The sequence below is a fragment of the Pontibacter kalidii genome (assembly GCF_026278245.1).
In the GTDB taxonomy this organism is placed as follows: domain Bacteria; phylum Bacteroidota; class Bacteroidia; order Cytophagales; family Hymenobacteraceae; genus Pontibacter; species Pontibacter kalidii.
Genome location: NZ_CP111079.1, coordinates 2608200 through 2627572, shown reverse-complemented (window position 1 = coordinate 2627572; position 19373 = coordinate 2608200). Strand labels below are relative to the sequence as shown.

Below are 19373 nucleotides of genomic sequence, written 5' to 3'. Positions count from 1 at the left end.
AAGTATAAAGATACTTTGGGCTAATCTTCTAAAGGTAAGGCAGCTGCTGGGGTGTCAACCGCTAAACGATGGTTACTTTGGTGCCCATTGCTTCCAGAGCCTTCACTACATAATCAGGCACGCCTCTGTCTGTGATTATCTGATCAATATCTTCAAAACCGCAGATTCTGCCAAAGCCCCTTCTCCCGAACTTGGTGGAGTCGGCAAGGACGATTGTTTTCTGCGACACCTTGATCATCTGGCGGTTTAGGTGCGCCTCCATGACATTGGTGGTCGTCAGGCCAAACTCCAGGTCAATGCCATCCACTCCTAAGAATAACTTGCTGAACGAGAAATCGGTTAAAATACTTTCTGCATAGGGCCCGGTTACCGACGAGGAGCTTTTCCGGAGCAAGCCGCCAAGCTGGATCACTTCAATCTCAGGTCGTTGGATCAACTCCTGGGAGACGTTTAGGGCAGAGGTGATGACGGTGAGCTGCCCTTTAGGCTGAATGCTTTTGGCCAGTGCCAGCACCGTCGTGCCCGAGGCAATCAGGATGGAGTCGTTAGGCTGCAGCAGCTTGGCCGCTGCGGTGCCAATCAACATCTTCTCCGTAGACTGAATCTTTTCCTTCTCGTTAACTGAGCGGTCAATGGTATAAGGGTTGTGCAGGGTAGCACCGCCATGCGTCCGGAAGAGCAGCCCCTTGTCTTCCAGCAGTTTCAGGTCTTTGCGAATCGTCACGGAGGAGACATCCATATCCGCGCACAGGTCCGCCACATTGACTTTGCCCTCTTGCTGTAGCCTGTTAATAATCTGTTGATGCCTCTCCGCGATAGTGATCATAGGTTTTGCTGCAGTTATTTAGCGTTGGTTCGCCCCGCAAATAGGAGGAAGAGGCGCTGCCAAAACAGCTGCCCCTTATCTTATCATGACGTAAAGCCACCAGCGAAGATAGCAAAACCATTGGATATTCCCAGAGCTGAAAGCCGTCGGAAAATGTAGCACCACAGCATGACCGGGTGGTGAAGTATCGTATTTCGCCTATGGGACTAAAGGGGGGATAGGCGGCAGATCAGGATAACCAGCAGGTGTCTACGCGCAGCAAGTATAAAGTAAGGCATTGATGGGGAACATACTCCGCATTGAAGTATAGTGATTTCGGAATATTTTTTGTAGCTCGCAAGTATGTCTTTGCAGTTGACCCCGAAAGGAACTTAAGGTAGCAGGGGCTTGTATGGAGCAAAGAATACATTTATACTTTACAGAAGAGCAACTTCGATGATCCTGTTTGAGAACAGTATTGTAAAATTGGATTACAGCCCCGCTACTGACATCCTAGAAGTAGCATACCCTGATCTGCACGGTTACCTGCTGCCCGAGATAAAGCATACCATCACCATCATGATGGATTACATAAAGAACTACGACGTGAAGAAGCTGCTGCTCGACTCTACCAGAACGCTGATTTCGGTAAGCGATGAGGAAAGCCGCGAGGTGGCCATGACCCTGGCCGCCGGCATCATGACCACCCGCGTAGGGAAGGTGGCGCGGGTGCAGTCGCCGAGCCGCGAGGTGGAGCAGACCGCGCAGGGCAACATCAGCCACCTGAAAGAAACACAGCAGCTGCCCTTCGAGCTACGCAACTTTACAAGTAAGACAGAGGCTTTGGCCTGGCTGAAGGGCTAGCAGGACTAGCCGCAGTCAGGACTTTTTGCCGACCTTATACCTGGGCCATGTCTGCTTCGAAATGCGTGGCGCATGCTCAGGCGGTATTTCAGCATCAATCGGACATGCTCAGGCCGGTATTTATACTTTACCTGGTTGGCGGGCATGCCTCGAGGAGCCGCTCTACCTCCGGCATCGTGTAGCGCGGGTTGTCGTTGCCGAAGTTGGTCTGGATGTAGTTGAGCAGGTTGGTGACGTGGTCTGCGCGCAGGCCTGCTACTCCCGGCATCTCCTTGTTATACTCCACACCGTTCACGATAATAGAGCCGTCCATGCCGTGGCGGATGATGCAGGGCAGCTGGTCGCGGTGCGTCTGCAGGTAATCGGCTTGGGCCAGCGGCGGAATAAGGCCTTTCAGGCCGCTACCGTCTTCCATGTGGCAGCTCTGGCAGTGGGTTTCGTAGAGGCGCTTGCCCTCGTCCTTTTTCTTGGTGAAGCACTGGGTAAGGGTGGTGAGGGCAAAAGCCCCCATGGCCACCATTACAAGCTTATTTTTTCTCATCTTTCCTCTCGTTCAGCAGCCGCGGAATGTCCTGAATCAGCCTGTCTACGTCTTCCTCTTCGGTGCCATTGTAATGACCACGGATACGGCGCTGCTGGTCTATCAAGTAAAAGTCGCCGGAGTGCGAAAAGCCGCCTTCTGCACCCTCATCCTCGCGAGCTGCCGCCAGGTAGTTTCCGGCAATGTCGTAGATACTGTCTTTGTCGCCTGTGAGCAGGTGCCACTTCTCCGTTTCTATCTCCAGCCTTTCGGCATAATCTTTCAAAACAGCCACCGTGTCGTGCGCCGGGTCTATGGAGTGGGAGAGGAGTACCACGTTTGGGTTATCCTTGTAAGCCTCGTACACGCGCAGCATCTGGGTCTTCATTTTAGGGCAGATGGTGGGGCAGCTGGTGAAGAAGAAGTCCGTCACGTATACTTTGCCTGCTACGGTCTCCTGCGTCACGCGCTGGCTGTCCTGGTTCACAAACGCGAAGTCCGGAATCTGGTGGTAGATGGTGTCTATGACCGTTTTGCCGTCCACGGTGCGTTCCACGGGTTCGCGCTCGCCATAAATAGGCAGGGTGTCCTGTGGGGTGCTGTTGTCGCAGCCATAGAAGGCGGTAGAAGCCAATGCGAGGGCTGCTGCTGCTAGTCCGTTTCGCAGGTTCATGATCTTATTTCTGTTGCTCATACGTTGTTGCGGTTGCCCGGGCAGCCTTTATGGTGCTGTCCATGATGGTTTGTACTCGTTCTATTTTGGTTAGCTCCTGTTGCAGGTACTGCATGGCCTGCTCGTGCTGCAGGGTGTCGGGCGCCTTGTATTGGCGCATCCACTGCATCATGGCCTCATCGGCCTTGTTCAGCCCGTCTATCTCCCGCTCCAGCGAGAGTAGGGCCGTGCTGTCGGCCTGCTGCGCCTCCAGCGTGTCGCGTGTGACGCGCAGGGAGCGGCGCAGCTTAAAGATCTCGCCCATCCTGGCCATGGCCTCGTCATGTATGGCCAGCACCTTCGTCTCCAGTTCTTCCTTTTCCTCCTGGCCGGAGTCACCGCTCTGGCAGGCAGAGAACAGGGCCAGCGGCAGGACAAGAAGTATAAGGTATCTTTTCATGATATTCTGATAAAGTAGGGGCAGCACAAAAGAGTGGCCGTTTTAGCCCTACGGTTCTTAAATGATTTTAAAGGCAAAAGGTTTATACTTTGGCACCGGCGCAAGAGCGGTTGTCATGTACAGCCAACGCCGTGTTCGTAAGCATTAAGTCTGCCGGGGCGGGTGGAAAGGGGCGGAAAGTATGGCCGTGCTGGTACGGGGCGCAGGCATGGCTGGCGTTTCAGCAGCGGGTGCAGCAGGAGGGGCAGAGAGCGCCCAGAGCAGGTGCGGCACATCTTCCACAGGCTGGAAGGCGCTTGCCAGGTGCTGCAGCGCCTCTTTCTGCTGGTGCCGGTTTAGTGGGGCCAGGTTCTTGCGAAGCTGGCACTTGCCTTTGCACTGCAGCTCGGGCTGGTCGCGGTTAAGGCAGAGCACCTCTGAGATATAAGTATAATCCAGCTGGTAATGCACCACCGGCGCCAGGAAGCGGAAGGTTGTCAGGAGATAGACAACCAGAAAACCGAGTCCGAAAACATAGCTGCGCCACATGGTGCAAAGGTATGGCTACCGGCTGGCAACTGCAAGTATAAAAGCACAGGCCCGGCGGCAGCCGGGCCTGTGGTGATATGGTAACGTATAAAACGGCTACGCCGGAACCGTGATCTCGGAATGAAGCGCCTGGGCCACTTGGTTGTACTGGCCCTCCGAAATGTGGTCGCGCAGAAAGGCCATCACATCCTGAAAAGCGTAAAAAGCGTGGTCCAGGGTCGGGAAATCGGCCTGGTCGGCACCGAAGTCTTTGCTGCGGATAAACTCCAGCCACTCGTCCTCGTGACGGATGCGCACCGGCTCATGCAGCGAGAAGCCGTCAAAGTAAATGCCTTTCCAGATAATGGGCAGTTGCGCGCCCAGGTGGATGGCTTCGCCTGCCGGGATGCGGTCGCGGATGGCATGCATCACCGCCCTGAAAATACGCGAGGCCTTATACTCATCGTCAATGCCCAGGTACGTGCACAGTTCGTGCAGCCAGGTTTTACCGTCTTTCAAATAATTCTCAAAGTTCATTGCCATAGTTTGTCTTCGTTTTTAGATGGAACATACACTAGTACAGAACGAACGCACCGGGGCAGGGTTATTCTGGTAATGCATAAAGTGCCCGCCTCACCATTTTTTGAAGACGAAGAAAACAGCCGCCAGGATCAGCACAAAGCCCACCAGGTAGTTCCACTTCACCTCCTCGCGCAGGTACAGCACCGAAAAGCCGATAAACACCACCAGCGTAATCACCTCCTGAATAGTCTTCAGTTGGAATGCCGTGAACTGCCCGTGCCCGATGCGGTTGGCTGGCACCTGGAACAAGTACTCGAAAAATGCGATGCACCAACTGACCAGGATCACCTTCCAGAGGGCGGTGTCTTTAAAGCGCAGGTGGCCGTACCAGGCAAAAGTCATGAAGATGTTGGAAATGAGCAGCAGCAGTACTGTTTTCTTACTTAATTTTTTCCCGTAAATCTGTGTATTTTAGCTGTGGCAAAGTATAGCCCGGGCTATAAAAATATTTCCGCACAAACATGGGCTGTAGGCAGGGTGCGGCACACTTTTCGTTCGCTAAAACAATAAAGCCAACTAATTTCTAAACTATGAAAAGATTAAACCTATGGGTGCTGTCGGCCTTGCTCGGGGTGGGCACCCTCAGCAGCTGCCAAACCCGCTCTGCCGCCGAGGAAGAAGACTACCTGCAGGTGATAGGGGAGTATGAACAGCAGATGCCCGAGGCCGGCTACCGCCTTAGCTTATCGTACAACGGGCCGATGCGCCTGCGCCCCGCTTTTACCCGCTGGGCCGATTCGCTGCAGCAGGTGGTGCCCAGCATGGTGCTCACCAACGACAACACGTACCTGCACTACATGCCGGAGCAGATGGGACAGGAGAAGATAAAGCCCGGCATGTTCCAGACCAGCCTGACCTACAACATGGTAGTGCCCGACAGCGCCGCTTACGGCCGCATTATCCAAAGCGCCCTCGACCACAACTTTCCTTTCAACATGAACGTGACCGGTACTTTTGTGGAGCCGGAGCGAAAGCAGGAACTGCAGCAGGAGCTGATGCAGAAAGCCATGGAGAACGCCCGTACCAAACTGAACTTCCTGAGTGGCGGCGCAGACAAGTATAAAATTGTGGGCGTGGAGGAACTGGACAACCTGCAGCCCTACGGACCGGAGTATTACGAGTTCAACCGGAAAATGGTGTCCCGGGTAAAGGTGAAGGCCCGCCTGACGGCTGAGGCAGATTGACCGGCTTTCGGCAAATGACCAGGCCATTGCACCTCAATCCACATCCATACCTACGGCAACCCGGACAGGAAGGGGGGCTCCCACGGGAGTATGAAAATGGAATCGGGAGACGTATTGGGAGAGGATGTTTTTATTGTGTTTTCAAGGGCTAAAACAGGCATTATAGGCACTATTGAAGTGTGTAATTTGTTAAAATATAGTAACTTATGCTCTGGTGGCGGAGCCGGCATAACCAGCTCTTGCAACAGGGCAATGGCACTGCTTCCAAAAGTATAGTTTAAACGAAATAAAAGTGGTAATTTTACCTATTCAATCTACCCTGATACACAAATGAGTGAAGTAGAAGAAAAATCATTAGCAAACGATTATTCAGCAAATAGCATTCAGGTACTGGAAGGGCTCGAAGCAGTTCGTAAGCGCCCTGCCATGTACATTGGCGACATTGGCATCAAGGGCCTGCACCACCTGGTGTGGGAGGTGGTGGATAACTCCATCGACGAGGCCCTGGCCGGCCACTGCGACGAGATCAATGTCATTATTAACCCGGATAACTCCGTTACGGTGTCGGACAACGGCCGCGGAATCCCAACAGACTTTCACCAGAAGGAGGGACGCTCTGCCCTGGAGGTAGTTATGACGGTGCTGCACGCCGGCGGTAAGTTCGATAAGGACACCTATAAAGTATCCGGTGGTCTGCATGGCGTGGGCGTGTCCTGCGTGAACGCGCTTTCTACCGATATGCATGTGACCGTGCACCGCAAAGGCAAGATTTACGAGCAGCACTACAACATTGGAGTGCCGGCGTACCCGGTGCGCGAGGTAGGCGAGACTGACAAAACGGGTACCATCGTGACCTTCCAGCCGGACGCCTCTATCTTTACCACCACTGAGTACAAGTACGATACCATCGCCAGCCGCCTGCGCGAGCTTTCTTTCCTCAACAAAGGCATCCGCATTAACCTGAAGGACCTGCGTGAGGTGAACGAGCAGGGCGAGCCGCTGTCAGATTCTTTCCTGTCGGAAGGAGGCCTGAAGGAGTTCGTAGCCTACCTGGATGAAACGCGCGAGAACCTGATTCCGGAGCCGATCCATGTGGAGAGCGAGAAAAATGGCGTACCGGTGGAGATTGCCCTGCAGTATAACACATCGTACACCGAAAATATCTACTCCTACGTCAATAACATCAACACCATCGAAGGGGGTACGCACGTGGCCGGTTTCCGCCGCGCCCTTACCCGTACCCTCAAGGCCTATGCCGAGAAATCAGGCATGCTGGATAAGGTGAAGATTGATATTGCCGGTGATGACTTTAGAGAGGGCTTAACTGCCGTTATCTCGGTAAAAGTGCAGGAGCCGCAGTTTGAGGGCCAGACCAAGACCAAGCTGGGTAACTCAGAGGTATCCGGCGCTGTGGACACGGCCGTGGGTGAAATGCTCAACCAGTACCTGGAGGAGAACCCGAGAGAGGCTCGTACCATCGTAAACAAGGTTATACTTGCCGCTCAGGCCCGTTTCGCAGCCCGCAAGGCCCGTGAGATGGTGCAGCGCAAGAGTGTGCTCTCCAGCACCAGCCTGCCCGGCAAACTGGCCGACTGCTCTGATAACGAACCTGCGAATTGCGAGATTTACCTGGTGGAGGGTGACTCTGCGGGAGGGTCTGCTAAGCAGGGGCGCGATCGCAAGTTCCAGGCTATTCTGCCGCTGCGCGGTAAGATCCTGAACGTGGAGAAGGCGCAGGAGCACCGCATCTACGAGAACGAGGAGATCAAGAACATGATCACCGCGTTTGGCGTAAGCTTCGGCACACCGGATGATGACAAGGCCCTGAATATGGAGAGGCTGCGTTACCACAAGATCATCATCATGACGGATGCCGACGTGGACGGATCCCACATCCGCACGCTGATCCTGACCTTCTTCTTCCGTTACATGAAAGAACTGATTGAGAAAGGTTATATTTACATTGCGCTTCCGCCGCTGTATCTGGTAAAGAAAGGCAAGGAAGAGCGTTACTGCTGGAGCGAGCAGGACCGCATCGATGCTATTGCCGACTTGGGCAAAGGCAGGGAAGAAAGTGTAAACGTACAGCGCTACAAAGGTCTGGGTGAGATGAACCCGGAGCAACTCTGGACCACAACCATGAACCCGGATGTCAGAAGCTTAAAGCAGGTAACCATTGAGTCTGCCGCTGAGGCGGATCACCTGTTCTCGATGCTGATGGGCGACGAGGTAGGCCCGCGCCGCGACTTTATCGAGCGCAACTCCAAGTATGCACGCGTAGACGTGTAAAACTTAGGTATAAGAACATCTTTATGAGCGTCGGCCATACTTTAAAGTATGGCCGACGCTTTTTTTATACCTCCCCAGCAACTACCGGTTCCGGGGCGTGCAACCTTTTAGGGGACTAATGGCATCTTACTAATATTATTGTAATTAATTTATATAGTAATATATTTGAGACGAAGCTCAATTTGATTTATCTATGAAAACATTTCTTAATTCCGGTTCTGTGCCCTCGTCTCCCGGCGGCGCAGGTATAAAGCATTCCCCCATCGTACCGTGGAAGCACCCTTTGCTGCTACATGGCCACCATACGCCAGGCTGCAGAAGCAGAAGCAGAAGTGCTTTCGCTGCCTAATAAGTTTAGATCCATACTTTATCAACCTATTTTAAAGCGCATGTACTCCATTTCGCTCAAGCACTTCCTGTTCCTTATACTTTTCCTGGTGCAGCTGCCGCTCTTTGCTCAGGGTATCCGGGGCACCATCAAAGACAGCAATGGGGAGCCGCTGCCGTTTGCCTCCATCTACATCACCAACCTAAACAACGGCGCGTCTAGCAACGCCAGCGGGGAGTATGAGGTAAAGCTGCCGACTGGAACCCATACCCTTGTGGTGAAATACATTGGCTATGAGGCTGAGCAGGTGCAGGTAGAGGTAAAAGACGGGTGGGTGCAGCGGGACTTCAGCCTGCGTGGCCAGACGTTTGCCCTGAAGGAGGTGCAGGTAAAAGGCAAGGGCGAAGACCCGGCCTACACCATTATGCGCAAGGCCATTGCCAAACGAAAATACCACCTGCTGCAGTACGACAGTTACCAAATGAAGGTATATGTGAAGGGCACCGGTGAACTGACCAACGCACCTTTTTTCCTTAAAAAGAAACTGAAGGAGGAGGGCGTGAAACTGAACGAAGCCTATACGTTGGAGTCGGTAAGCGAGATAAAGTTCACGCAGCCCAACAAGATAGAGGAGAAGGTGATCTCCATCCGGACCTCCGGCGACAACAAAGGGTCTGCCTCCCCGATGAGCTTTGTAAACGAGAGCTTCTATAACGATAAAGTGGTGGAGATGGTCTCGCCGCTCTCCAAGTCGGCCTTTGGCTACTATAAATTTCAGTACGAGGGCAGCTTCCGGGAAGGGGATATAGATGTGAACAGGATAAAGGTAACCCCACGCTCGCGGGGCGATAATGTATTTGAAGGCCACATCTACATCATAGAAGGGCACTGGGCCATCCACAGCCTGGATCTGAAAACCAGCATGATGGGCTTCCCGATCAAGGTGAAGCAGAATTATGCCGAGGTGGCACCCACCGTATGGATGCCGACCACGCATCAGTTCAACTTCTCGGGCAAGGTGATGGGCTTTGCAGGGGAGTTCAGGTACCTGGCATCCTGCTCGGATTACAAGGTGGAGCTGAACAAGAAGCTGGTGGCTCCAAAGGAGATCATCGATGAGAAGGTAGAGGAGGTGCCGGAGGCGCTAGCGGCTATCAAACCGGCTACAAACAACGGAAACCTGGAGGCGCTGGCCAACCAGGATAAACTGACGCGCAAGCAGTTTCGCCAGCTGATGGTGGCCTATGAGAAGGAGGCTGAGAAGGAACGGAAAGAGCCGGAGGTAGTATCCGAGCGGAGGTATACGGTAGACACGCTGGCTACCAAACGCGATGCTGCTTATTGGGATGCCGTGCGCCCGGTGCCCTTAAGCGATAAGGAGGTGAAAGGGTATCAGCGGGATGATTCGGTGGCGCAGGTGGAGTCGGCGAAGCTGACGGGGAAGGACCCGAAGAAAGTTATCAAGAAGAAGACGTTTAACCCGCTGGATATTGCCACAGGTGGCAACTATAACCTCACGCCAAGAACGCGGCTAAACCTGGAGCCTGCCCTGGCTAACACCTATTATAATACTGTAGAAGGCTTTAATGTGAACGTGGGTGCCCGGCTGCGCCACCAGTACGATAGCCTGCGCCGCACTTTCGAATTTGCGCCCACTCTCCGGTATGGCTTTGCGAGCGAAGAGTTTTACGCCAAGGTCCGTGTGTCGCATAGTATAAAGCGTGCCGGTAAATCGAACCTGCTGTTTGTGGAAGGCGGCAAGTTTGTGGAGCAATTTAACGACGAGAACCCGATCCACCCGCACATCAACACGGTGAGCACGCTGCTGTTCCGCCGTAACTACATGAAGATCTATGAGAAGGCCTACGCCAGGGTGGGGTATGTGTATACACCGTCGGTTTGGCTGAAGGTGAGCGGCAACCTGGAGTGGGCGCAGCGGAACCAACTCTTCAACAACACCGGCTACAGCTTCTTCTATTCTGATGAGGACAGGGCCTTCACACCGAGCCTGCCGGATAACCATGAGTTGGAGGATACCGCTTTCCCGAGGCACGAGGCACTTGTAGTGGAGGCAAACGTGAGTTACCGCCCTGTCAGCCGCTACCGCATGTACAATGGCCGCAAAATTCCGCTGCTGGATGGCTCGCCGGAGCTCCTGTTCATGTACCGCAAGGGCATTTCGGGTGTGCTTGGCAGCGATGTGAATTTCGATCAGGTGCAGCTGGGTATAAACCACGGCTTTTCGTTTGGCGTGCGCGGCAGGCTGGAGTTTGAGTTGCGAGGCGGAACCTTCCTCAACAGCAGCAGCATGTTCTTTATGGACTACCACCACTTCGATGGCAACCGCACGATTCTGAGCAGTCTGAAGCCAGCTGGTTCTTTCCGCCTGCTCGACTACTACCAGTACAGCACCAACGGCAGTTACTTCTCGGGCCACACGCACTACAGGTTCCGCAAGTTCCTGCTCACGCAGATACCCTACGTGCGCTTCGCCGGTCTGAAGGAGAATGTGTTCTTCAACTACCTGAAAACGCAGCACTCGCCACACTTCTACGAGGTTGGCTACTCGCTTGATAACGTGTTCCGGGTACTACGCATTGAGGCAGCCGCCTCTTTTGAGGATCGTAGCTTCCGGGAGCTCGGCTTCAGGGTCGGTATTGCCACCATTATTGGAGTGAACTCGAATTGAGGGGGATGAGAACGGTGGCCATACTTCTAAAGTATAGCCGCTGCTTTTGTATTTATAAAATACTATATTTAGTAGCTGCTGCATGGGTGTATGAAAAGGAAACTCCGCACATAATGCGGATAAACGGAATAGGAGTTCTGTTTATACTGTAGTTATGCTCAATTTCAAATAAAGAATCTATGAAGGATAGCTCAAGCAAATGGAAGGATTTTTTATTGAAGTCAAGCGTCCCACTTGAGTATGAAGTAAAAAGGCTTCTCGATAATTATGGTTGTTTAAGCACGTTTGAATACACTTACTTAAGAAAGGATGAGAATCAAATTCTTAATGAGTTCTCATATGATATTGATGCGTCTTTCATCAAAGGTGCACACTTCTTTGAGTTAATGATAGAGTGTAAATATCGCGACCCTTCCACAAATTGGATTTTCACTCCTGAAAATTATGAAGGCTTTCAAGAAGTGAAACCTTATTCCTTTATAAATCCCGTTGATGCGTTTACAGATTTTCATAAGTTTCGAGATTTAGATTATGAGCCTTTAGCACCTCTTTGCGGGAAAGGGATAGAAATAACATCGGATGGACAAAATCCCAAAACAATTAGCCAAGCAATATATCAGTTAAGCTACGCAATGGCAGAAAAAGTTGTCATTGGGATGGAACATCAATACGAAAAGCTTTTAGGTAATATTGATATGGTTTTTTATCCTACACCAATCATAGTAACTACCGCGAACTTATTTCGCTTGAAGGAAAATGTGACTATAGAGGATATAAAAAAATCAAAGTCTATAGATGAAATAAGTACTAAAGAAGATTGCCTTATTCTTAATAATAATATAGGAAAGAGCTTAGAAGATTTTAACCTCAAGATATTTGATGATTTTATAAGCAAGTATGGTAGGGAAAATCTTAATAAAAAACTTAAGTCCTTTAATAAGGATATAGAATTTGTATGTTCTGTGTTTGCAAAAAATTATTGTCCCTCAGCAATAGCAATTATTCACTTCTCTGAGCTAAATACAGGATTTGAAAAACTATTTAATTTTTTTGAAGAGGTTATTAAACCCTCTGAAAGGATACTTAAAAAGCTCGAAGAGAAGAACAATAAATTGAAAGAGATGTCTGAAAAGTTTGAAGCACTAAAGCAAAATAAAAACAAAGCATAACAAGACCTATAAGTTAGCTACGCCACCTTATAGGCGAGTACGTTGGAGATAACAAAAACAACAAAATGAAGAAAATTATACTTTCAGTTTTAGCAGTACTTGCTACTACAACCCAACTTCTTGCCCAACAGAAAAATCAAGTTGAAGAAACCTACGCACGTGCACTCCAGCTTTATGAGCAGCAGCAAACTGAAGCCGCTGTCTCTGAGTTCGAGAAGGTAATCACACTAAACCCGAGGCACAAAGACGCAATGTATAATTTGGCGGTAATCAATCTTGGTCTTGGTAACAAAGGTAAAGCAGTTGAGCTTCTGCAAGCTTGTGTAAGGTTACGTGATAGAGATGCTGCTAATCTTTTGAAGGAGCAGTTACAGCAGAAGATTGCTTATGCCGACACAATGTTTTTTGAGGATGTGGATGTAATGCCAAAGGTAGTGGTGAACGCTATTCATGAGGATGTGTTAGACGGCAAAGGCTTGAACAAGGCGGTTGAGAAGTCAATACTCAGCGAGCTAAAAAAGTCAAAGTTGCTTCGAAAGCAATTCGGAACGGGCACCATGCTCCCTCTGTCCTTATACTTCGGGAAGGACGGAAGGCTTAATGCTGAGATATTGGGTACAAAAAAAAGTGAAGCCGCTCAACTAGAGATCACAGAAGCGTTCAATAGGGCAATCCAGATTGTCCCTGGCAAACATGAAGGTAAAGAAGTTGTTGTTTGGGGCCTGACACTACCAGTTACCCTGTAAAAATTACTCCAATCAACCCGGCACAGGCTTCCTACTCGGCTACGCCTTTCTCATCTCATGTACGAGACCTTCAAACCCACTCCATGAAAACAGCAGTTCAAATAGCCAGAGTCTTATTAGGGCTGATCTTCCTGGTGATTGGCCTGAATGGGTTTTATACTTTCATCCCAGTGCCGGAGTACCACCCTTTTATGGAAATATTGGTTACGAGTGGTCTCATTCTCTTTATAAAAGCCATTGAGGTTATTGCAGGGCTGTTGCTTTTGCTCAATAGGTTTGTGCTGGCCGCCCTGGTGCTCTTAGGTCCGGTGGTGGTGAATATCGCACTTTACCACCTGCTGATAGACCACCGGAACTGGCCTATCGCTATCGTTAACCTGCTGCTGTACGGCATCCTGGTCGGCAACTACCGGCAGTATTTCAAAGTGTTCCTCAAGCCCAAAGTTAACTGACCGGAATTTTGCCATACCTGAAGCGGCATCCCCCGTTCATACTTATCACCAACCCCGTGTGGCTGGGGCAGCGTCAGAAATTATACTTCCGGATTAAACTTTATACTTCAAAACCACTCTAAGAGCACAGACTGATTTATACTTGCGGGACGCCGAACAAAGTATGGCTATACCTGAAAGTATGAATTTTATGGTAGCCGTTCTTGTTAAAGACGAATAAAAGCTGCTGAAAGACGATTGTGCGCGTCCGTTTTATATTAAAATACTATTTTTAGAGCCGGAAACTGATCTACAAAATCACTCCGGCATTTATCCTTACTTTATAACCTATAACAACCTTCGATGAAAAACATGTCGAACTGGAAGAATCACCTGAGACTACTACTCTTCGGTGCCGCTGTGCTGTATGGCGCAGAAGGTACCGCCCAGCAAAGCGCTGAAACAAAAACACCGTTTATCGACAAGGCCAACATGGACCTTTCGGTAAAGCCAGGCGACGACTTTTATACTTACGCCGGCGGTGCCTGGGTTAAAAACAACCCCGTGCCGGCCAAGGAAACCCGTTGGGGAAGCTTTAACCTGCTGCGAGAGTTTAACATCCAGGCTGTAAAAGACATTCTGGAGGAGGCAGCAGCCGACAAGAGCGCTGCAACCGGCTCTGTGAACAAGCGCGTGGGCGATTTCTATGCTTCTGCCATGGACAGCGCTGCTATTGACAAGCTGGGTTATAAGCCTATCAAAAAAGACTTGAAAAGAGCCGGCAAAGTGAAGAACGTGCAAGGCGTTCTGAATGAGGTGGCTTACCAGAGAACCTCCGGCGTGGGCTCCCCGATGTTCGGCTTCTATGTGGGCCAGGACCGTAAGGACCCTAACACCATGATCCCGCAGTTCAGCCAGGGCGGTACCACACTGCCGGACCGCGACTACTACCTGAAGGATGATGCTCGCACGCAGAAGATCCAGGAGGCTTACAAAACCTACATCACCAAACTGTTTACGCTAACCGGTACTTCTGAAGCCAAAGCCAAGCAGCATGCAGAGACCATCTTTAACCTGGAGAAGAAGATGGCTGAGGCACAGATGGCACGCGTAGAGATGCGCGACCCATACAAAACCTACAACAAGTTTGCCGTTGCCGATTTCAGCAAAACCACCTCTAACATAGACTGGCAGCCGCTGATGGCCAAGATGAAGGTAACTGGCGAGGACACCATCCTGGTGAACAACCCGAAGTTCTTCTCTGAATTAAACGGTCTGTTGGGCTCTACACCGATTACAGATTGGCAGACCTACCTGCAGTGGAACGTGCTGAAGCAGGCTGCGCCATACCTGAGCACCCCGTTTGCAGATGCTAACTTTGCTTATAACCAAGCATTGAGCGGCCAGAAAGTACAGACGCCACGCTGGCAGCGCATGTCGCAGCTGACTGACCGCACCATTGGTGAGTTGCTGGGCCAGCTGTATGTGCAGAAGCACTTTAAGCCGGAGGCTAAGGCCAGGATGAACGAGATGATCGCCAACCTGATCAAGGCTTACGAGATCCGCATCAACAAACTGGACTGGATGAGTGCCGAGACAAAAGAGAAAGCGCTTGCCAAGCTACATGCTTTCCGTCCGAAGGTGGGTTACCCGGATAAGTGGGAGACTTATGAAGGGCTGGAGATCAAGCGTGATGCTTTCTTTGCCAACGTGCGCAACTCCGGCGAGTGGGGCTACAACAAAATGGTGAGCCAATTGGGCAAGCCGGTAGACCGTGAGCGTTGGGGCATGACACCTCCGACCGTTAACGCTTACTACAGCCCGGTGATGAACGAGATCGTGTTTCCGGCTGGTATCCTGCAGTTCCCGTTCTTCGACCCGAAGGCGGATGACGCGGTGAACTACGGCGGTATTGGTGCCGTTATAGGCCACGAGATCTCCCACGGTTTCGACGACTCCGGCAGCCAGTACGACAAAGACGGTACGCTGCGCAACTGGTGGCAGGAAGAAGACCTGGCTAAGTTCAAGGCAAAAGCGAAGCTGCTGAAAGAGCAGTATGACGGCTATACGGTGCTGGACTCTATCAACGTAAACGGCCAGCTGACGCTGGGTGAGAACATTGGTGACCTGGGTGGCCTGGCCGGTGCTTACGAAGCCTTCAAAATGACCGAGCAGGGTCAGTCAGATGAGAAGATCGACGGCTTTACGCCGGATCAGCGTTTCTTCCTGTCCTGGGCACAGGTATGGAGAGGCAACATTCTGCCAGAGGCCGCTGCCCAGCAGATCGTAACAGACCCGCATTCACCTGGCCAGTACAGAACGGTTGGCCCGTTGGTGAACATGGATGCCTGGTACGAAGCGTTCAACGTGCAGCCTGGCGACAAGCTGTACAAAGCTCCGGAAGAGAGAATCAGAATCTGGTAATCCGGATCTGACGCAAGTATAAAGTATGAGAAGCCGCTCTGGAAGTATAACCGGAGCGGCTTTTCTGTTTTGGGTATATCGTAAGTTTACCAGTAGCATAACTTGTGGCTGCATTTGGCGCAAGTTTATAACCTTTTCTTGTCCCGTAACTTTTTCAGATTCCGACCTCTTAGGGTCAACAGTACCAACAGTAGTGAATAACTATCCCCTTGAGGACAAGTGAGAACGAGAGTTTGAAACTCGCGACCATAGGTCATAGGGGTGTTTACACCTGCAGGTTCATCACTTATTACTAGCAACAGCAGTTTGCTTCGTAGCATTATACCCCTGTAGTCCCCTCAAGGGGACAATTCTAGTATATTGGGTTCAATTCCAAGAAAAAAATGAGACAGAATAAGGCTTTAACTTGCTTTCTGCGGGAGCAGGAAAGTATAAATTAGCAGGTTATTCCCCACTTCGGAAGGCCAGGGCCGTTTCACATTCTCTTTCTTTTGTCATCCTGAAAGGATCTTGTTAGCAAATAGCAAAAGCTTAACCTCCCGGCGAAGGGGCCCTCTTTTCAATCAAGTTTCTTAACAGGAAAACAAAGGGGCTGGGGCGTTTCATTCTCCATTAAGTTCTATCCTGATAGCGCGAGCGTCCACGCTCGTGACTGGCTATCGTTGGGCCTCTGGCCCAGTCGGATTGCAAATCCGACAGTATAAGGAGACACGGGTTACATACCCGCGCCAGCAAATGGGAGGGGGTGGGTTATGCTTTGTAGGGACAGGTCGCGACCTGTCCGTGCGAAGGCATAAGCTATGGAACTTATACTTTGAACAAAAATAAATGCAGATTCCCCTCCTTTGATAAGGAGGGGCAGGGGTGGTTGGATATTTTAGGAAGCATAAATGAACACCATCGGCATCGCATACCAAAGTATAGCCATAGTCTTGGCAGCCCTTGCTTTATTAAAGCAAGGCAGTTACAAACTGCCCTCATGTATAGCTACAAGGTACGCTTCGCTAAACTTGCGGCATGTGATGTGGATTTTATACTTTGGCAATGTTCCAGGTATAGCCTAAGTCACCGCTTCTCCCTTAAATCACCAGCGGCATTGTGCACCAAAGTATGAAAAGCCGTATTTTTACAAAAAATCTGAAGACATGAGCAAAGCAAACTGGACAACTGTCAAAGAATACGAAGATATCACCTACAAAAAATCGGGTGGGGTGGCCCGTATCGCGTTTAACAGGCCAAATGTGCGCAACGCCTTCCGCCCTAAAACGGTGGCAGAGCTTTTTGAGGCCTTCCTGGATGCCCGCGAGGATACTTCGATAGGCGTGGTGCTGCTTTCTGCCGAAGGGCCCTCGACTAAAGACGGCGTTTACTCGTTCTGCAGCGGCGGCGACCAGAATGCCCGCGGCTTCCAGGGCTATGTGGATGAGGCCGGTATGCCACGCCTGAACATCCTGGAGGTGCAGCGCCTGATCCGCTTCATGCCAAAGGTAGTGATCGCCGTAGTGCCAGGCTGGGCAGTAGGTGGTGGCCACTCGCTGCACGTAGTCTGCGACCTGACGCTGGCCAGCAAGGAGCACGCGATCTTTAAGCAAACCGATGCCGACGTGACCAGCTTCGACGGTGGCTACGGCTCGGCTTACCTGGCCAAAATGGTAGGGCAGAAGCGCGCCCGCGAGATCTTCTTCCTAGGCCGTAACTACTCCGCACAGGATGCTTACGATATGGGTATGGTGAACGCCGTAATTCCGCACGACGAGCTGGAGGATACCGCTTACCAGTGGGCGCAGGAGATCCTGGCAAAATCGCCAACGTCTATCAAAATGCTTAAGTTCGCCTTTAACCTCACCGACGACGGAATGGTAGGGCAGCAGGTATTTGCCGGAGAGGCCACCCGACTGGCTTATATGACAGAGGAGGCCAAAGAAGGCCGCAATGCGTTCCTGGAGAAGCGCAAGCCTGATTTCTCTGATATCAAGTGGATTCCGTAGCAGGAAGTATGTCCGTAAACAAAGACAGGCGAACCGCAAGGCTCGCCTGTCTTTGTTTACGGACATTTTACAAGCTAACTAATGTGTGCTCATTGTCATCCTGAAAGAATCTTGTGGGCGAGTCAGGTAGACGAAGATGATGCGCCACTACTGCTTGCCACCAGGATTCTTCCGGAACGACAAAGTTAAAAGACTCATCTCTCGGCTTATTATCCCTTGCCATTGTTGGTGTTATTCACCAACAACTTATACTGCAACAGCTGTTTTCTTGTAGGTGATAACACCTGCAAGGGCCTAGTCTCAGGCAACTGTAAAATTCTTAACAGCATCCTTGCTTAAAACCCAGCCAGATCAATCTCATCTGTCGGTGTCATGGGAACGCGCTTGCCCATCTTCTTCTGGATTACCTTAAAATGGTGCTCCTCATCCGGCGAAATCAGCGAAATAGCTTCTCCGGAGGCTTCTGCACGTCCGGTTCGGCCAATGCGGTGCACATAATCTTTTGGTGAGCGCGGCAGCTCATAATTGATCACATGGGGAAGGTATTTAATGTCGATGCCACGGGAGGCCAGATCGGTGGCTACCAGCACGCGCAGCTTGCCGGCCTTGAACTGGCGGAGTGCCTCGGTTCTGGCTCCCTGGCTTTTATCGCCGTGGAAAGCGGTCGCCTCGATGCCATTTTTCACCAGCTTTGCCGCCACGTTGTTTGCGGTGCGGATAGAGGAAGCGAACACCAGCACCTGCTGCATAACATTTTGCTTGATGAGGTAGCGCAGCAGGGGGCCTTTACGCTCCGCCGCCACCTGGTAGGCTGTCTGGTTGATCAGCTCCGGCACCACGGCCTCTTCCTCAATTTTGATCTTGACCGGGTTGTGCAGCATGTCAGCTACAATAAAAGCTACTTCTTCGTGCAGAGTGGCGGAGAACAGGACATTCTGGCGCTTTGCTGGTAGTAAAGAAAAGATCTTTTCAACCTCCTCCTTAAAACCCAGGTTCAGCATTTTATCTGCCTCGTCGAGCACCAGCAGCTTTACCTCCGACAACTGAACCGCCTTGTGCTCCACCAAGTCCAGCAAGCGGCCGGGTGTGGCGATGAGCACGTCTGTTCCATGCAGCTTCATCATTTGGGGGTTGATAGATACACCGCCAAACACAGCCATGGACTTAACCTGGCGTGGCAGCTCCCTGGCAAAGGAGCGCAGCACCTCGTTTACCTGCACGGCCAGCTCCCGGGTGGGTACCAGTATCAGCACCGGCACCGCTCTGCTCTGGCTCGGAGATGCACGCTGCAGCTTCTCCAGGACAGGCAGCACATAGCTGGCCGTTTTACCCGAGCCGGTTTGCGCGAGCCCAAGAATATCCTTGCCCTGAAGCATGGCAGGTATAGCTTCCTGCTGTATGGGATAGGGAGTAGTATACTGTTGCGCTTCAATAGCTCTAACTAGCGGTGCTGAGAGGCCCAGGGATGAGAATGACATATTGCTTTAAATAATGTATTGGGCAAAGGTACGATATAATATTCGCATCAGGATTTTCTGCAGTACCGGATCAAACCACCCCTGCCCCTCCTTAACCAAGGAGGGGAGCCTGTAATTGCTCATGCTGAAGTATAAGTTTCATAGTTGATGCCGGAAGCGGGCAGGTCGCGATCTGTCCCTACAAGTATAAACCCACCCCTGAGAGCTTCGCACGCTAGCTAAAAACTCACGTTTTGGCTAGTCCAGAGGAGGGGAAT

Annotated in this window: 17 protein-coding genes; 9 read left to right on the top strand and 8 right to left on the bottom strand. The window is 51.2% G+C overall.

The window, feature by feature from the left end:
- Positions 1-61: 61 nt before the first annotated feature.
- Entirely contained in the window at positions 62-826 is a 765-nt protein-coding gene (gene agaR / locus OH144_RS11280) for a transcriptional repressor AgaR (protein ID WP_323134713.1), read from the bottom strand.
- A 435-nt stretch (positions 827-1261) separates the two neighbouring features.
- Between agaR and OH144_RS11275 the strand changes: the two genes are divergently transcribed.
- The gene (locus tag OH144_RS11275; protein WP_266202340.1) at positions 1262-1669 is read left to right on the top strand and encodes a hypothetical protein; all 408 of its coding nucleotides are present in this window, start codon (positions 1262-1264) and stop codon (positions 1667-1669) included.
- A 127-nt stretch (positions 1670-1796) separates the two neighbouring features.
- Here the strand turns inward: OH144_RS11275 and OH144_RS11270 are convergent, their stop codons facing one another.
- From OH144_RS11270 to OH144_RS11245, 6 genes are all read right to left on the bottom strand, one after another.
- Entirely contained in the window at positions 1797-2210 is a 414-nt protein-coding gene (locus OH144_RS11270) for a c-type cytochrome (protein ID WP_266202339.1), read from the bottom strand.
- Entirely contained in the window at positions 2197-2883 is a 687-nt protein-coding gene (locus OH144_RS11265) for an SCO family protein (protein ID WP_266202338.1), read from the bottom strand. Before OH144_RS11265 ends, OH144_RS11270 begins: the two co-directional genes overlap by 14 nt.
- Positions 2867-3301: a hypothetical protein gene (locus tag OH144_RS11260; RefSeq protein ID WP_266202337.1), complete on the bottom strand. Its 435-nt coding sequence runs from the start codon at positions 3299-3301 to the stop codon at positions 2867-2869. Before OH144_RS11260 ends, OH144_RS11265 begins: the two co-directional genes overlap by 17 nt.
- A gap of 144 nt (positions 3302-3445) precedes the next feature.
- Complete coding sequence (locus OH144_RS11255; RefSeq protein WP_266202336.1) at positions 3446-3829, bottom strand: hypothetical protein; 384 nt, start codon at positions 3827-3829, stop codon at positions 3446-3448.
- Between the two features lie 96 nt (positions 3830-3925).
- A complete protein-coding gene (locus OH144_RS11250; protein WP_266202335.1) occupies positions 3926-4351 on the bottom strand; it encodes a DUF2267 domain-containing protein in 426 nt (141 codons plus the stop codon).
- 90 nt (positions 4352-4441) lie between these two features.
- Complete coding sequence (locus tag OH144_RS11245; RefSeq protein WP_266206332.1) at positions 4442-4792, bottom strand: DMT family protein; 351 nt, start codon at positions 4790-4792, stop codon at positions 4442-4444.
- A gap of 128 nt (positions 4793-4920) precedes the next feature.
- Here OH144_RS11245 and OH144_RS11240 point away from each other — a divergent pair, with 128 nt between their 5' ends.
- The 8 genes from OH144_RS11240 (at position 4921) to OH144_RS11205 (ending at position 17638) form a co-directional block, all read left to right on the top strand.
- The gene (locus OH144_RS11240) at positions 4921-5574 is read left to right on the top strand and encodes an SIMPL domain-containing protein (protein ID WP_266202334.1); all 654 of its coding nucleotides are present in this window, start codon (positions 4921-4923) and stop codon (positions 5572-5574) included.
- 330 nt (positions 5575-5904) lie between these two features.
- On the top strand, positions 5905-7863 hold the full coding sequence (gyrB, locus tag OH144_RS11235; RefSeq protein WP_266202333.1) for a DNA topoisomerase (ATP-hydrolyzing) subunit B: 1959 nt from the start codon (positions 5905-5907) through the stop codon (positions 7861-7863).
- A gap of 293 nt (positions 7864-8156) precedes the next feature.
- Positions 8157-10880, top strand: coding sequence for a DUF5686 and carboxypeptidase regulatory-like domain-containing protein (locus OH144_RS11230; RefSeq protein WP_266202332.1), 2724 nt, complete (start codon positions 8157-8159; stop codon positions 10878-10880).
- A gap of 179 nt (positions 10881-11059) precedes the next feature.
- Positions 11060-12049, top strand: a complete 990-nt coding sequence (locus OH144_RS11225; protein WP_266202331.1) for a hypothetical protein — start codon at positions 11060-11062, stop codon at positions 12047-12049.
- Between the two features lie 65 nt (positions 12050-12114).
- Entirely contained in the window at positions 12115-12795 is a 681-nt protein-coding gene (locus OH144_RS11220; protein WP_266202330.1) for a tetratricopeptide repeat protein, read from the top strand.
- An 83-nt stretch (positions 12796-12878) separates the two neighbouring features.
- On the top strand, positions 12879-13247 hold the full coding sequence (locus OH144_RS11215; RefSeq protein ID WP_266202329.1) for a hypothetical protein: 369 nt from the start codon (positions 12879-12881) through the stop codon (positions 13245-13247).
- A gap of 471 nt (positions 13248-13718) precedes the next feature.
- The gene (locus OH144_RS11210) at positions 13719-15650 is read left to right on the top strand and encodes a M13 family metallopeptidase (protein WP_266206331.1); all 1932 of its coding nucleotides are present in this window, start codon (positions 13719-13721) and stop codon (positions 15648-15650) included.
- Positions 15651-16795: 1145 nt separating this feature from the next.
- A complete protein-coding gene (locus OH144_RS11205; RefSeq protein WP_266202328.1) occupies positions 16796-17638 on the top strand; it encodes a 1,4-dihydroxy-2-naphthoyl-CoA synthase in 843 nt (280 codons plus the stop codon).
- Between the two features lie 335 nt (positions 17639-17973).
- On the opposite strand, the gene OH144_RS11200 is transcribed toward OH144_RS11205, so the two are convergent.
- Complete coding sequence (locus OH144_RS11200; protein ID WP_266202327.1) at positions 17974-19116, bottom strand: DEAD/DEAH box helicase; 1143 nt, start codon at positions 19114-19116, stop codon at positions 17974-17976.
- Positions 19117-19373 lie beyond the last annotated feature (257 nt).

What these genes read in the sequence shown, in the direction of transcription:
- OH144_RS11230 (WP_266202332.1), top strand. Translation starts at nt 8,157, where the DNA reads ATGGCCACCATACGCCAGGCTGCAGAAGCAGAAGCAGAAGTGCTTTCG.
- OH144_RS11240 (WP_266202334.1), top strand. Translation starts at nt 4,921, where the DNA reads ATGAAAAGATTAAACCTATGGGTGCTGTCGGCCTTGCTCGGGGTGGGC.
- OH144_RS11220 (WP_266202330.1), top strand. Translation starts at nt 12,115, where the DNA reads ATGAAGAAAATTATACTTTCAGTTTTAGCAGTACTTGCTACTACAACC.
- agaR (WP_323134713.1), bottom strand. Translation starts at nt 826, where the DNA reads ATGATCACTATCGCGGAGAGGCATCAACAGATTATTAACAGGCTACAG.
- OH144_RS11205 (WP_266202328.1), top strand. Translation starts at nt 16,796, where the DNA reads ATGAGCAAAGCAAACTGGACAACTGTCAAAGAATACGAAGATATCACC.
- gyrB (WP_266202333.1), top strand. Translation starts at nt 5,905, where the DNA reads ATGAGTGAAGTAGAAGAAAAATCATTAGCAAACGATTATTCAGCAAAT.
- OH144_RS11255 (WP_266202336.1), bottom strand. Translation starts at nt 3,829, where the DNA reads ATGTGGCGCAGCTATGTTTTCGGACTCGGTTTTCTGGTTGTCTATCTC.
- OH144_RS11275 (WP_266202340.1), top strand. Translation starts at nt 1,262, where the DNA reads ATGATCCTGTTTGAGAACAGTATTGTAAAATTGGATTACAGCCCCGCT.
- OH144_RS11260 (WP_266202337.1), bottom strand. Translation starts at nt 3,301, where the DNA reads ATGAAAAGATACCTTATACTTCTTGTCCTGCCGCTGGCCCTGTTCTCT.
- OH144_RS11215 (WP_266202329.1), top strand. Translation starts at nt 12,879, where the DNA reads ATGAAAACAGCAGTTCAAATAGCCAGAGTCTTATTAGGGCTGATCTTC.
- OH144_RS11250 (WP_266202335.1), bottom strand. Translation starts at nt 4,351, where the DNA reads ATGGCAATGAACTTTGAGAATTATTTGAAAGACGGTAAAACCTGGCTG.
- OH144_RS11210 (WP_266206331.1), top strand. Translation starts at nt 13,719, where the DNA reads ATGGACCTTTCGGTAAAGCCAGGCGACGACTTTTATACTTACGCCGGC.
- OH144_RS11265 (WP_266202338.1), bottom strand. Translation starts at nt 2,883, where the DNA reads ATGAGCAACAGAAATAAGATCATGAACCTGCGAAACGGACTAGCAGCA.
- OH144_RS11225 (WP_266202331.1), top strand. Translation starts at nt 11,060, where the DNA reads ATGAAGGATAGCTCAAGCAAATGGAAGGATTTTTTATTGAAGTCAAGC.
- OH144_RS11200 (WP_266202327.1), bottom strand. Translation starts at nt 19,116, where the DNA reads ATGTCATTCTCATCCCTGGGCCTCTCAGCACCGCTAGTTAGAGCTATT.
- OH144_RS11270 (WP_266202339.1), bottom strand. Translation starts at nt 2,210, where the DNA reads ATGAGAAAAAATAAGCTTGTAATGGTGGCCATGGGGGCTTTTGCCCTC.